Here is a 13,439-nt window from a genome sequence, read left to right on the forward strand (position 1 = left end):
CCTGCGAGAATGGGGCGATCCTGAATGACGACAGGTGCTGTCAACAATGGATGAGTGCTCGGCCTGAAAGCTGAGCACGCTTTATGCTCAGGCTGCTGACAAGGCCAAAGCAGCGTAAGTGCGGAGTGAAATCCAAGGTCCACATGGGTCGTCGCGCTTCCCGTGCGCCTGGGAAGGCGCCGGCCCGGCCAAGCTTTCCCAGATCGTCCGGATGGCGCACAAGATACCGGTTCAGGTCGATCGAGATGGAGGCCGAGGCGTATGCCAAGGCGGTCGACTGCCTGACGAAAGATCAGAATGCGTCGCTGGCGCTCTACGATTTCCGCCGGCAGCGAGCTCAGCTCCTGCCGGGCATCCGTGTTTACTGGCGACGAGACACAAGATGTGCCCAAATTGCCACCAGACCGTCACCTGCGATGAGTTTCGGCAACTGATTTTGTCCTTTCAATCGTCGCCACTTCCTGGCCGCGGCCAACATGGGCCACTCGAAGGCAGCAGACTGGCGGCTATATGGACGGGCTGTGAGCCCGCACCGGAGACATTGGCGAAATCTACGATCTCTATAGCAACGTCAAGGAGAAGCGCGAGGTGTTGCAGATGTGGTCAAATCACATCGAATGGCTGATCAAGCAGGCTGCGGATGACGCTCTGGCGGCGTAGCTGCTGGCATGGGCGGAAGATGCGGCGCAACAATCGTCAGAGCCTCATCGAATTGGAGATCATGCTTGACCAGCAAATGCGCGGCCAATGCTTCGATGGCTGACCAGTGATCGAGTACTAGCCGGGCCGTGCGATCTTCGATCCGCCTCCAACGGGGGCGGCGCGGCATCAGGAACCGCAACTCACCATAGATTCGCTTGGCATCCGCGTAGTCGCTGCTCCCCTCATTCCCATCGGACGCATTCATCGCCATATCGCGCGGGTCCAGATAGCCTTCGAATGCGGATTCTGCAAAAGGACCTGCCAGACACGCAACTATCTCTTGGATCGCTTCATCGCGTTGGAAATGTCGATCCATATCGTTCTCGAAAATCGGCTTTAGCTCCGAGGTGAATCCTTGCGCTGAATAGAAAACCGTGCCTTCGACAAAACCACCGCACTCTCCGTCACCGGCGTCGGGGTAAATACTAACACTTGAGAAAGCAGGGAGTTCACGGTCGTCGTCGAACATCTGACGGTGCAAAACGATGGCGGCCACCGCGTGCCCGGCTTCGTGATGCGCCACAGACGGGAGAAGATATTGGGAGGCTACATTCATGCGGTGCGGCTCTCAGATCTAGTTTCCATCCAAGCCCTGATATCGGATTCAAGCCATGCGACTCGGCCGGGGGAGATGCGACGCCGCTTAGGGAACAGGCCTGCCTTCAGAGTCGCGCGGTCGCGCTCGAACTGCGTTCCACTGAAGTGCTTCAGGGTCTTTGCCGACTGGCCGGCGGCCCAGGCAAGTGCCCGCTCGCCTTCCACATCTTCAAGCCAAAGATAGAGATCGTCGTCGGGAGCATCCAGCGTTGGACGGACATCAAATGCGTTCATGTCCGGACAGCCTTCAGAAAGAAGGGATAGAGGCTTCCGTTTGATCGGGAACGCTTAGTGTTGGTAGCGGCGCCCACATGTTCGAAAAGCGTGATCATTGATGAGTTCTTCCAGTCGGTGCGGCATCGCAGTGCTTTTGCGCATAGGACCGCAATTGTCGTGCCAACTGGGAAAATCGTTTCGGAACAACGTGATCGCTCTGGCAGCGTTGTGTCAGATGTCCGACATCGTCGAGAATCCGACAACGAGTGCTCCTCCTAATCACCGGATCAACCTCCGGCGCCAGTCGGTGACACCGCATTCCTCTGTCTTTCCAGGAGACGGCGTGGACATCAATGCCGTTCCTCACCGAACCCGCCTCCTAGCCCTTCGCCCATACGTCACGGCCGCCCCCCGGTTTGGCTTCAACCTGAAGGATTACGGCGTCCTCTTCGCAGAGAAGATCGGGTTGTTCGTGGCGCGCGCAGCGGAGCCCAAGGAGCTTTTCTGGGTTGCGGATACTGGCATGTCGATATTACGACCGTGTGTCCTTCGACAAGCTTGGTGGCTTCTTCAACCAGAATCTCGCCGCGGAGATCGAATCGTTATCTGCGCCGCAAAGTGCGGCCGGTGAGCGGCGTGGCCCTGCGTTCCAGTTGGCCACGGTCCTCGCTGGGACGAGCAAGTAAATGGCTTGCGCAGCAACGGTGCGATCACACCTGGAGCACGGCGTCATCAGGAAAGCGCCATCCTTGTGCGCCCACGACACCCTGGTCGCCATCGGCCGCATCGCGGGGGGGCACTGTGGGCGATAACCATTCATTGATCTGGGCGATTGAGGGTTCTGCCGGGGCGCTATTGCTGCTCGGTAGGGCTGCGGGCTGGCGAGTCTACCAAGGCGAGCAACGACAGGCGAGACGGCAGACATTACGTGACGGAACTTGATATTGCAGTGCAGCAAGCGTAGAGCACCGCGCGCTTATCGGAGTGTCGTCCATGGCCCTTACCAATGCTGGTAACGAGGCAGAACCTGTCGAACAATCGAGCCATTCTGAGGTCGAGCAGCACAGCACCAAGGCGCTGATGTTGGGCGCACTAGGTGTCGTTTATGGCGATATAGGCACCAGCCCGATCTATGCATTTCGCGAGGCGTTGCATGCATCAGCGGGTGGCAACGTCGCCAGCCGTGGCGACATCCTCGGCGTACTCTCGCTGATCATCTGGTCCCTGACGATCACCGTGACGATCAAATACATCATGTTCGTGCTCCGCGCCGACAATCGAGGCGAGGGCGGAGTGCTGTCGCTTATGGCGCTGGCGCGCAACAGTTTCCCGACCTGCTCTGCGGTGATCCTCGGCATCGGCATCGGCATCGGCATCGTCGGCGCGGCGCTTTTTTTTGGCGACGCCGTCATTACGCCGGCAATCTCGGTACTGTCGGCGGTCGAAGGTATGAATGTCGTCACGCCGACGTTCCAGCCCTATGTGGTGCCGCTGACACTGGCCATCCTGGCGATCGTGTTTGCGGTACAGCGGTTTGGCACCGGCGGCGTAGGATTGGTGTTCGGACCCGTTACCGCGCTGTGGTTCCTGGCCATCGGCCTTTCCGGGCTCAACCACATCATGGACGACCCGGAAATCCTGCTGGCAATCAGCCCGCATTACATCGTGTCGTTCCTGGTCAACTCGCCTGACGTCGCCTTCGTTACGGTTGGTGCAGTCTTCCTCGCCGTCACCGGAGCCGAGGCGCTCTACGCCGACCTCGGCCATTTCGGCCGCAAGCCGATCGTGCTCGCCTGGCTGGCGATCGTGTTCCCTTGTCTGTTGCTCAATTATGTCGGGCAAGGCGCCTTCGTGCTGGCAAATGGCGGCGTTGTCGGTCATCCGTTCTTCGAGATGAACCAGGGCTGGACGCTTATTCCGATGGTCGTGCTTGCCACGGCGGCGACCGTGATCGCCTGCCAGGCGGTGATCTCCGGCGCCTTTTCGCTGACCAGGCAAGCGGTACAGCTCAACATGCTGCCGCGTTTCGTCATCCAGCACACGTCGGAAAAACAGTCGGGCCAGATCTATCTGCCGCGCATCAACCTGATGCTGGCGCTGGTGGTGATGCTGCTGGTGGTCGGCTTCGGCGAATCCAGCCGGCTGGCCTCGGCCTACGGTATTTCGGTGACCGGCAATATGCTGGTGACGAACATACTGCTTTTTGTTGTGATGACGCGCATCTGGAAATGGCCGCTCGGCGTCGCGATAGCCTTAATGGCGGTGTTCGTCTTCATCGATACCGGCTTCTTTGCAGCTAACATCGTCAAGGTATTCGAAGGCGGCTGGGCCTCGCTTGCCATTGCCGCAGTGATCGTGATGACCATGTGGACTTGGATAAGAGGCAGCAGGTATCTATTTGACAAGACGCGCAGGAACCAGATTCCGCTCGATTTCCTTGCGGGCAATCTGTTGAAGAAGAAACCGCAGCTGGTGTCCGGTACGGCCGTGTTCCTGACCAGCGATCCCGCCAGTGCGCCGACCGCGTTGATGCACAGCCTGAAGCACTACAAGGCGCTGCACGAACAGAACGTCATCCTCTCTGTGGTGACGGCGCAGCAGCCCGTGGTGCCCGACAGCGAGCGGATCAAGATGGAAACGATCAATGAGCTGTTCATGCGGGTGACACTGACCTTCGGCTACATGGAACAGCCTAACATCCCGCGTGCGCTGGCGATCTGCCGCAAGCAGGGTTGGAAGTTCGACATCATGACGACGTCCTTCTTCCTGTCGCGTCGCTCGCTCAAGGCGTCACCCAACTCCGGCATGCCGGTGTGGCAGGACAAGCTGTTCATCGGCTTGGCGCGCACGGCCGCCGACGCGACGGAGTATTTCCAGATCCCGACCGGACGTGTGGTCGAGATCGGAACGCAAGTGGCCGTTTAGGTATGCCCGGTTAAGCAGAATCAATTGGCATTTCGCGAGCCGGTGAATGCCTGACCGGGCGGAGGCCACGATGCTTGCGCCAAACTGGGGTCCGGTTCCAGGCCTGAAGCTTCCGGCCCCGAAAGCCGTCCTTTACGCCTGCGATCATTTCCGTTCCGCATTGTCTTGCCGACCCACCAGTCGAGATGCGCTGAAACGACCTCGCCGGGCAGCAACTTATCATTTGAACCTAATCGATGTGCCGCAAGTCCGACCTTCATTCTTCAGTTCACAGGCTAGCGTTGCCAAAATCGGCGTGCCGCCTAACCGGCGCCGCACCGTGACCTGTCAGGATGCTATGCAGGCGCGAGGCAGAAGCTGGCTCGAGGCCGCCGGCCTGGTGCTGGTCCGGCAGCGGCCGGGCTCGGCCAAAGGCTTCATGTTCCTCTGGAGGATGAGACGGGTGCGGCAAACGTCGTCGTCTGGGTCAAGATCTCTCGAGAAATTCCGGCGCGTGCTTCTTGCTTCGGCCATGCTCGGCGTCCGCGGACGCATCCGACGGAAGAGGAGGTGGTGCACCTCGTCGCCCACGAGCTGACCGATCTGTCGGCCGGGCTGGCCAGCGTGGGAAACCGCAAGACGCCGTTTCCGTTGCCGCACGGCCGAGGGACGAGGCTCATCACGGCGGATCGGGCATCGATCCGCGCGGCATGCCGAAGGGGCGCGACATCGTCGATGCAGTATGACCATATCGACCCTATCAAGTTCAAGACGCGTAACTTCCGGTAGCGCTTCCGGAGGCCACTTCAGCAGCATGTTGTGCACACTTTTGTCGGACCCTGTTAACTGCCGATTGGCAGCAGGTCACCCCGTGCCGGATCCCAAATGTCGTCGCTCTCAAGCGCAACGACTGCCCGCACCCTTTTTAAGTCAGCGAGCACCTCCACCGCCGGACGCCGCCCCGTTTCCTGAGCCGCGGCGTAACGGGTGTATTTGTGACTGTCCGGCTCAAACCACTTCAACGATTCCAAAGTAGCCATGGCATCGCCCTTGCGGCTGCGCGTGATGCGAATGATCGTGATCCCATCCTAAGCGCTCGCGTCGAATGGAGACACGCTGCCAACGCTTCATCTGCTCTACCCCATCTTTGTTCCAAGGCGGTCGGATCATCTCAATGAGCCCTGCCTCGGGGTGGCCAAAGCATGCATATTTATCGTTCGGCCCCGCATCGAATTATCATCTGCGATGTGGGACTCGATCTTGGGTTGGCGACGGCTTCGCTCCGGGAGTAGACGTCGGACCACTGATAAGTGCCGGACCTTCTCCACAATTTCTCGGCGGACTCATCGTGAACGCTCGATTGGACGTAAATGCGGTTCGCGGAAACGCAGGTCTGGCCGGCATTGCGGAACTTCGCCTGGACCGCACCGTCAACAGCACCGTCAATGTCGGCATCATCGAAGATGATGAAAGGTGCATTGCCGCCGGTTTCAAGGCTGACCTTCTTGATCTGGTCAGAGCACTGACGCATCAGCAGCCGTCCGACCTCGTTCGAACCGGTAAAGCTGATCTTTGGAATTGGTGCAGAGTTCACGGCCCACGCGATCACCTTCGGACGCATAGATCAGGTTGACCACGCCATCGGGAAAGCCGGCCTGATGGCGAGAGCAAACATTGCACCTAGCCACGCCACGATAAGATCGAGCGCGGCTTCGTTGCGTGCGGGTCTGTGGTCAGTGGAGGGCGGAGGAAAAGCGCTCGGCGTGCTCGCCCTCGCGATACCACTGGTTCGCGCCGGCAAGCGCCAGTTTCTGAGGCAAATCGCCGAACAGCTGGTAGAGCCTTACTCTCAGGGCTTGGCATCTATGTCGCCTACGACCGCCACATGCAGCCCGTCGCGTGCGAAAGCGGCTTTGTGGAAGGCGCTTAGATCGGAGGGCGTTACGCTAGTCAGCCTCCCTTGGGCGGTCTCGAATACGGATGCGTGCGTAGATTCCGCGCCGCCAGGCCAGCTCGGCGATCGCATGAGGTTCGCGCTCATTGGCAATGATTTCGGAGAGAAGCTGGGCGCGTATGCGGTCGAAAAGTGCTGGTGTAGCCGGATGCGGGTCCCGCCGCCGAGAATGTCGGCCAGCAGTCGAGCGCCGCGGCCCCGCACCAGGGACCGCCCATGAATGACTCATGCGAGGCGTCTCAAGGCTGTCCGCGATCCAGCGCCAGATCTCCGCCTCGCCCGAGACGCGCAGAGCTGGCCGGTTGTGCAGGAGCCGTCGGCAATATCCGCCTTCCTCGTTCGGATGGGTAACGCTTGCGATACGGAGTCTTGACTTTGGCAGTCGCTCTGTGACATTACCTATATAAAGTTCGAAAGAAGGCGATATGGATCATGCATAGGTCACAGAGACCCGAATGAAGGCAACGTATAAACGCACCTATTCGCGCTACGCGATGGAAGCGCTTGGCCTTTTCGGTAAGACCATCCGGCTTGGCCGGATGCAGCACCGGTTAACCGCACAGGAGTTAGCCGAGAGAATCGGTGTTTCACGCAGCACCCTGCAGCGCATCGAGAAGGGCGATCCCAAAGTCGAAATCGGACTGATGTTCGAAGCTGCTGCCATTGTCGGTGTGAAGCTGTTCGATGCCGACGGCAATGGCATCACAGCCCTCACAGGCCGCATGGACGATCGCATCGCGCTGCTGCCGAAGCACGTCTACAAGGCCGGCAAGCAGATCGTCGATGAGTTCTAAGGTCCCCAAGTACGACGAAGCCTATGTCTGGGTCTGGCTGCCGGGCGAGACCGCGCCGGTTGTCGCCGGGCGGCTATATGCCCATGACGGACTCGTCAGCTTCAACTATGGCAGGAGCTTTCGTGAACTGGGAAGCGCGATCCCGCTTTATCTCCCGGAACTGCCCCTGAAGGCAGGCGAATTGCCTTTGCTTCCTGGCCTAACCATGCCGGGATGCATCCGCGATGCTGCCCCTGATGCCTGGGGACGACGGGTTATCCTAAACCGCAAATTCGGTGTGAAGGGCGATGAAATCGCGCGGCTCGATATTTCAGAACTGACGTTCTTGCTGGAATCAGGCTCGGACCGCATCGGCGCGCTCGATTTTCAGTTTTCGCCAATGCATTACGAGCCGCGCGCACTGGCCAATGCCACTCTCGAAGAGCTTGTCCAATCGGCGGAGCGGGTAGAGAAAGGTATTCCGCTCACCCCCGAATTAGATCAGGCGCTGCATCACGGCAGCTCGATCGGCGGCGCAAGGCCAAAGGCGCTGATCGAGGGTGACGCCGTCAAGCATGTCGCGAAATTTTCCTCGTCTGCCGACCTTTACAGCGTCGTCAAAGGAGAATTCATAGCCATGCGGCTTGCCGCCTTGTGCGGCATCAGAGCGGCATCCGTCTCGCTCGTTCGCGCCGCAGGCAACGACGTGTTGCTCGTCGAGCGATTCGACCGGATCAAGGTCACGGGCGGCTGGCAACGCAAATCCATGGTCTCAGCGCTGACGATGCTCGCGCTCGATGAGATGATGGCGCGTTACGCCAGCTACCAGGATTTGGCGGAGATCATTCGCCACCGATTCACCGCGCCGTCGGAAACTCTGCGCGAGTTGTTCAGCCGCATTGTCTTCAACATACTTTGCGGCAACACCGACGATCATGCCCGCAACCATGCGGCATTCTGGGACGGCGCTAAGCTCACCCTCACGCCTGCGTACGATATTTGTCCGCAGGCCCGCAGTGGCCAGGAGGCCAGCCAGGCCATGCTCATCAGCGGCAATAACCGCATGAGCCGGATAGCGTCCTGCCTTGAAGCGGCGCATCACTTCCTGCTCAGCGCGCCGGAAGCTCTTGCGATTGTTGAAGGCCAGCTCCGATGCATTGCGGAGAATTGGCCGCGTGTCAGCGAGGAAGCTACGCTATCCGGCACAGATCGCAATCTGTTCTGGGGCCGACAGTTCCTCAATCCCTACGCTTTTACGGCGCTGGAAGGAAGCGCCGACGTTCTCCGCGCTCTGGCTGACGAACTACGCAACAGTGTTCACGCCTGATCCGGCGCTGGATTTCGGACAAGCTCGGCAAGCGCAAGACGCCCACAATATCGACAACCCTTGCCGTGCCAGGACGAAGATTGAACAAACGGCTCTTCAACAGTGACAACGTGCACTGCGGAGAGATGTGGAGCTGACACCGCAAAAGCCCAAGACGCGCGACTTCCCGCGATACAACTCCACATAACTGAGCGTCTACAAGCGGTGCAGCCAGCCAAACATCCAGCCATCAAAGCGATGATCGTCTGATCTTTTGCCGATGACATCACGTCGGGGAAGCCTTGTTCGAGCGCTTGCCGCTTCATATCGATACCGGCCTGGGCGTAGCGCATCGTTAGTTCAGCCCGAGTGGCCTGGCCATCGACTGATGGTGGCGATGTCAACACCCGCCTTGACGAGGTGGATGGCCGTCGTGTCCCGCAAAGGGCGATGATGGATGCTTTTTTCCGCCATGGTGGTTCCTTCGCCCGCAGCCATGTGTGCGCAGCAAGTATGGAACACCGAACCGGGTGAGCAGTGTGGGGCGGTCGTTGCTTTGCTCGGCGGGACAGGGCGATACCAGACGAAGGTCACAATCGAAGATTCAGGATCCCTGAACTCGTGCATCCGTATTGAACATCAGCGAAAACAGAGCGTAATCCCGCTGTCCAGAAGGCGTGCGGCGGACGATACGCGCCAGGACGCTCTTGATTTCCGGGCTCATCGAGATATTCGACAGGTGCCACCCACGCGCCCTCTTGAAGGGAAGTGTCACCACCAGTTGCAGCGTATCCTAATATTCGGGGTGCTCCGAAATCAGGAACCGCGCAAAGGCATGCATCGCCGCCAGCCTTGCATTGCGGGTCGCAACTGCCACGCTCGACCTCAAGTGATGTGAGAAAGCTGCCCATCCTGTCGGTATTGATGTCGGAGACCGCTTCTTCTTTCAAGAATATCTTCCCGCTCTCCCGCGGCATGAGCCCGTGGCATGCTTCGGCCCAATGCTGTGGATTGATGTTTCTTCATGCCACAACCTCGCTGACGAGACCGCCGAAAGCCCCTTCAAAGCGGTCGGTGGCGATCTCTCGCAGCTTTGGAAGGTAGTGCATTGATTTTTCGTGGAATGGGGACCCTGTTTAAAGGGTGATTTTCGTCCAAACGGGACCCCTTAACGATGGGGTCATCAAGATGCCTCCGGCTTGATCGGAGGCATTTGTGTTTTGGATGTTGGTTTTAGAGACGATTGCAAAGATACGTCGGCTGTCGCTGGTCCAGGGGAAGTCGATCAAAGCGATCTGCCGTGAGCTGAAGATCTCGCGCAAGGTGGTGCGCAAGGTCCTGCGTTCTGAGGAGACGCAGTTCCGCTACGAGCGCAAGCACCAGCCCTATCCCCGCATGGGAGCTCGGCGTGAGACGCGGGACCGGCTGCTGTCGGCGAATGCGGCCAAGCCGCAGCGGGAGCGGCTGCCGGTCGCTTCGACGGCTTCCATTGCATTCCCCCGTCGGTGTCGAAGACCTGCACGGTGCGCTTCGACAACAACAAATACTCGGTGCTGTCGAGTGCCGTCGGTCGGCCCATCGAGATCCATGCTTATGTCGATCGGATCGCATCCGCCAGAGGATGGCGTGGTCGTGGGAGAACACGTTCGCTCCTTTGGCCGCAACGAGGTCGCCTACGATCCCTGGCACACGGCGCGCGCCGTTCCTTGGCTGGGTCGTGCGGTCGGCAATGGAGAAGGTGCGGCGCAGCTCAAGGCGGTTGATGACGTCGACCGGCAGATGGTGTTGATCCTCACCTGGGTGCTGACCGACGGATTGAGCGCGGTCGAGGCCGCCTGTCAGGAAGCCATCGAGCACGGTGCATCGTCGGCGCCGGTGATCCTCAACATCCTGGCCCGCAGCCGCGATCCGGCGCCGGGCACGATCCTTTCCATTCCCCAAGCGCTGAAGCTAGCTCACGAGCGGTCGCCGACTGCACCCGCTATGACAGTCTCAGGAGGACAAACAGCCATGGAACGCACCGAGGTACTGGAACTGATGGGAGCGCTGAAGCTCTACGGAATGCGCAGAGCCTATGACGAGATCATGGGCGCGTCGCCATCAAGCGACGGCACGAGCCGCCCAGGATTGTCGGTGATCTCTTGCAGGCCGAGATATCGGAGAAGCAGGCCCGCTCCATCAAATACCAGTTCGCTGTCGCCAAGTTGCCGCTGGCCAAGGACATCGACGACTTCGACTTCGCCGACACGCCGGTCACCCCCTGATGCGCGATCTCGCCCGGCCGCGCCTTCGTCGCCGATCAGCGCAACATCGTCCTGGTCGGCCGCCTTCACGGGTCACCCAACTCGCGCGGAAGGTCGACCGCATTGCGACGGGCGCGTGTCGACTTCCCAACAATGTCAGACAGGAGACGCAACGCTATCGGAGCGATCGCATTGCCCGAAACGATTTTCCCAGTTGGCACGACAATTGCGGTCCTATGCGCAAAAGCAAACTAGACCTGAGAGCCGCACCGCATGAATGTAGCCTCCCAATATCTGCCGCTTGTGGCGCATCACGAAGCCGGGCACGCGGTGGCCGCCATCGTTTTGCACCGTCAGACGTTCGACGACGACCGTGAACTCCCTGCTTTCTCAAGTGTTAGTATTTACCCCGACGTCGGTGACGGAGAGTGCGGTGGTGTTGTCGAAGGCGCGGGTTTTTATTCAGCGCAAGGATTCACCTCGAAGCGAAAGCCGATTTTCGAGGACGATATGGATCGATGTTTGGAACGCGATGATGCGATCCGGGAGATAGTTGCGTGTCTGGCAGGTCCTTTTGCAGAATCCGCATTCGAAGGCTATCTGGACCCGCGCGATATGGCGATGAATGCGTCCGATGGGAATGAGGGGAGCAGCGACTACGCGGATGCCAAGCGAATCTATGGTGAGTTGCGGTTCCTGATGCCGCGCCGCCCCGATTGGGGGCGGATCGAAGATTGCACGGCCCGGCTAGTACTCGATCACTGGTCGGCCATCGAAGCATTGGCCGCGCATTTGCTGGTCAAGCATGCTCTCCAATTCGATGAGGCTCTGACGATTGTTGCGCCGCATCTTCCGCCCATGCCAGCAGCTACGCCGCCAGAGCGTCATCCGCAGCCTGCTTGATCAGCCATTCGATGTGATTTGACCACATCTGCAACACCTCGCGCTTCTCCTTGACGTTGCTATAGAGATTGTAGATTTCGCCAATGTCTGTCAAGGACGCCGCCTTGTGATTCAGTATGTGCTCGATGACGTGTGGCAATACCTGCCGCCTGCCGAGATTTGTCGCGAGCGTCCTGCGCAGATCGTGAAGGGTCCAGTTCTCCAAAGCCACCCCGTCAGTATTGACCTTGCCGTCTAGAGCCTTCTTGCCCTTCGCGTAGCCTGAGAAGTGGCTTCTTTCGTTGCCCCTCGCAGGGAAAAAAACGTGTCATTGGTCTTCGGTACCGTCTGGGGGACCGACACCGCCAGTGTGGACAGCGGAATAAGCGTAGGCTCTTCGTTCTTCGTGCGGTCACCCGATAGTTCCATGTTCCGGCTTCAAGGTTGAGGACCAACGCATCGCGGCAACTTCCGTACGCCTCTGTCCGGTCAGAATGAGCAGCTTGACGATGGAGCCGAACGAATAGCCGATATCGCCCGGTTCGGGCTCACAGCCCGTTCATATAGCCGCCAGTTCGGCATCGTTCACCACTCGCTTGCGCTTGACGATCGGGGCCGGATCCGGATTTTCCAATCCCTCGCGGGGAAACCGCGGATGAGCCGTTGCGGCGGTTTGCGACACCAGTTGAAAAATGCCCGCATACACCAGAAGGCCGTGTTAGCCGCTTGCGGGTGACCCCCGGCGACGATCTTCTTGGTGATGTTAGCAATGTCGGTGTCGATCACATGGTGGATAGAGCGACTCCCGAGGGCAGGCACAAGATACCGGTTCAGGCTGGCCTCGACCAGTGCGGTGTTTTGAGGGTCGTTACTCGGCGGCCTGGAGGTGACCGCCATCGCCGTCCTCGGTATCGTCAGCGCTGATATGCGCCTGATCGGCAAGGAAGGCTGGCAGTTCCGATGGAGCTATGCTGGAATTTGGGTGACGAGGCTGATCAAGCGGCGCTCTGCGGCTTCGTTTCGATGACCTGGATTCCGTCCAGGAACCTGGCACCTGCGATGAGTTTCGGCAACTGATTTTGTCCTTTCAATCGTCGCCACTTCCTGGCCGCGGCCAACAGCTTGAAGACCATCAGCTGGGCGGTTTTCGAGGATAGCGAGCCCTTGGTACGCACCGTGCGATAGCGAACGGTTGCAAAGACGCTTTCGATGGGATTGGACGTTCGCAGATGATCCCAGTGTTGGGCGGGGAAATCGTAGAGCGCCAGCGACGCAATATGATCTTTCGTCAGGCAGTCGACCGCCTTGGCATACGCCTCGGCCTCCATCTCGATCGCATGCGCAAGCAATTTGCGCGCGCCGCTGCGAAGTACATCCGTCAGGGTATCATCGATTTCGTCGGGCTGACGAAGGCGAACAATGTGTTGATAGTCTCGTTCATGGCGTATCACTCTCCTTGAGAGGTACTGGCAGGCTTCATCACCCGCCTCGATACGCCGCTCTCCTCAAGCCGCCATCATCCAGTTTCCGCCATGGCTCCCCCTGATTGATCCGCTTCACCTGTGCAACTGCACAGGCTGCCCTAGCGGGGAGATTGGCCTCCAATGGCGAAAGCTTGCCGCAGGAGACCCTCCGATGACCGTGCCTATGGCGCCGCCGCTACGACAACTTGCCGACAAGCAGCGTGCGATCCACTGCCGCGCTACTGCGCCTTCAAGGGACGTCTGGATCGCGACGCAGGAGCCGATGACCGTTACGGGATCAATTCCAGGTCGCGCTGGCCGTCGCTGTGCCAGTTCGACGGTCTGGTGGCAATTTGGGCACATCTTCTGTCGCCGACAGTGGCGATGGCTGACGCTTCA

General features: G+C 59.4%; 9 protein-coding genes and 4 pseudogenes. 7 read left to right on the plus strand and 6 right to left on the minus strand.

The genetic code is table 11. The features are described 5' to 3' along the window. Positions 1-625 precede the first annotated feature (625 nt). Together EOA13_RS12735 and EOA13_RS12740 are read right to left on the minus strand one after the other, a co-directional pair. Entirely contained in the window at positions 626-1,258 is a 633-nt protein-coding gene (locus EOA13_RS12735) for a hypothetical protein (protein WP_063169290.1), read from the minus strand. After that, positions 1,255-1,533 (minus strand): AlpA family phage regulatory protein, encoded by a 279-nt coding sequence (locus tag EOA13_RS12740; protein ID WP_063169289.1) that lies wholly within the window; start codon positions 1,531-1,533, stop codon positions 1,255-1,257. Before EOA13_RS12740 ends, EOA13_RS12735 begins: the two co-directional genes overlap by 4 nt. A 975-nt stretch (positions 1,534-2,508) precedes the next feature. Here EOA13_RS12740 and EOA13_RS12745 point away from each other — a divergent pair. Next, on the plus strand, positions 2,509-4,440 hold the full coding sequence (locus EOA13_RS12745) for a potassium transporter Kup (protein ID WP_063169287.1): 1,932 nt from the start codon (positions 2,509-2,511) through the stop codon (positions 4,438-4,440). Positions 4,441-4,747: 307 nt separating this feature from the next. Next, positions 4,748-5,208 (plus strand): annotated as a pseudogene (locus tag EOA13_RS12750) (OB-fold nucleic acid binding domain-containing protein); the annotation flags it as partial. Positions 5,209-5,720: 512 nt separating this feature from the next. Here the strand turns inward: EOA13_RS12750 and EOA13_RS37905 are convergent. After that, positions 5,721-6,217 (minus strand): annotated as a pseudogene (locus EOA13_RS37905) (aldehyde dehydrogenase family protein); the annotation flags it as partial. A 611-nt stretch (positions 6,218-6,828) separates the two neighbouring features. On the opposite strand from EOA13_RS37905, the gene EOA13_RS12765 reads away from it, so the two are divergent. Beyond that, positions 6,829-7,167, plus strand: a complete 339-nt coding sequence (locus tag EOA13_RS12765) for a helix-turn-helix transcriptional regulator (protein WP_063169282.1) — start codon at positions 6,829-6,831, stop codon at positions 7,165-7,167. Next, positions 7,157-8,473, plus strand: coding sequence for a HipA domain-containing protein (locus tag EOA13_RS12770; protein ID WP_063169281.1), 1,317 nt, complete (start codon positions 7,157-7,159; stop codon positions 8,471-8,473). Before EOA13_RS12765 ends, EOA13_RS12770 begins: the two co-directional genes overlap by 11 nt. 569 nt (positions 8,474-9,042) lie before the next feature. Here EOA13_RS12770 and EOA13_RS12775 read toward each other — a convergent pair. Next, on the minus strand, positions 9,043-9,402 hold the full coding sequence (locus EOA13_RS12775; RefSeq protein WP_126066776.1) for a hypothetical protein: 360 nt from the start codon (positions 9,400-9,402) through the stop codon (positions 9,043-9,045). Between the two features lie 516 nt (positions 9,403-9,918). On the opposite strand from EOA13_RS12775, the pseudogene EOA13_RS38700 reads away from it, so the two are divergent. The 3 genes and pseudogenes from EOA13_RS38700 to EOA13_RS12790 form a co-directional block, all read left to right on the plus strand. Then, a pseudogene (locus EOA13_RS38700) lies at positions 9,919-10,452 on the plus strand (IS21 family transposase); the annotation flags it as partial. A 10-nt stretch (positions 10,453-10,462) separates the two neighbouring features. Then, a pseudogene (locus EOA13_RS12785) lies at positions 10,463-10,776 on the plus strand (ATP-binding protein); the annotation flags it as partial. 192 nt (positions 10,777-10,968) lie between these two features. Then, positions 10,969-11,598, plus strand: a complete 630-nt coding sequence (locus tag EOA13_RS12790) for a hypothetical protein (RefSeq protein ID WP_063169279.1) — start codon at positions 10,969-10,971, stop codon at positions 11,596-11,598. Here the strand turns inward: EOA13_RS12790 and EOA13_RS39385 are convergent. Together EOA13_RS39385 and EOA13_RS12800 are read right to left on the minus strand one after the other, a co-directional pair. Further along, positions 11,564-11,692, minus strand: a complete 129-nt coding sequence (locus tag EOA13_RS39385; RefSeq protein WP_135907184.1) for a hypothetical protein — start codon at positions 11,690-11,692, stop codon at positions 11,564-11,566. The genes EOA13_RS12790 and EOA13_RS39385 overlap by 35 nt on opposite strands. 880 nt (positions 11,693-12,572) lie before the next feature. Beyond that, positions 12,573-13,028 (minus strand): transposase, encoded by a 456-nt coding sequence (locus EOA13_RS12800; protein ID WP_256748481.1) that lies wholly within the window; start codon positions 13,026-13,028, stop codon positions 12,573-12,575. Positions 13,029-13,439: the final 411 nt, after the last annotated feature.

Source organism: Mesorhizobium sp. M7A.F.Ca.US.011.01.1.1 (genome assembly GCF_003998295.1).
Classification (GTDB): domain Bacteria; phylum Pseudomonadota; class Alphaproteobacteria; order Rhizobiales; family Rhizobiaceae; genus Mesorhizobium.

Coding starts and splice junctions, on each gene's coding strand:
- EOA13_RS12790 (WP_063169279.1), top strand. CDS start 10,969: ATGAATGTAGCCTCCCAATATCTGCCGCTTGTGGCGCATCACGAAGCC.
- EOA13_RS12770 (WP_063169281.1), top strand. CDS start 7,157: ATGAGTTCTAAGGTCCCCAAGTACGACGAAGCCTATGTCTGGGTCTGG.
- EOA13_RS12765 (WP_063169282.1), top strand. CDS start 6,829: ATGAAGGCAACGTATAAACGCACCTATTCGCGCTACGCGATGGAAGCG.
- EOA13_RS12745 (WP_063169287.1), top strand. CDS start 2,509: ATGGCCCTTACCAATGCTGGTAACGAGGCAGAACCTGTCGAACAATCG.
- EOA13_RS12735 (WP_063169290.1), bottom strand. CDS start 1,258: ATGAATGTAGCCTCCCAATATCTTCTCCCGTCTGTGGCGCATCACGAA.
- EOA13_RS12740 (WP_063169289.1), bottom strand. CDS start 1,533: ATGAACGCATTTGATGTCCGTCCAACGCTGGATGCTCCCGACGACGAT.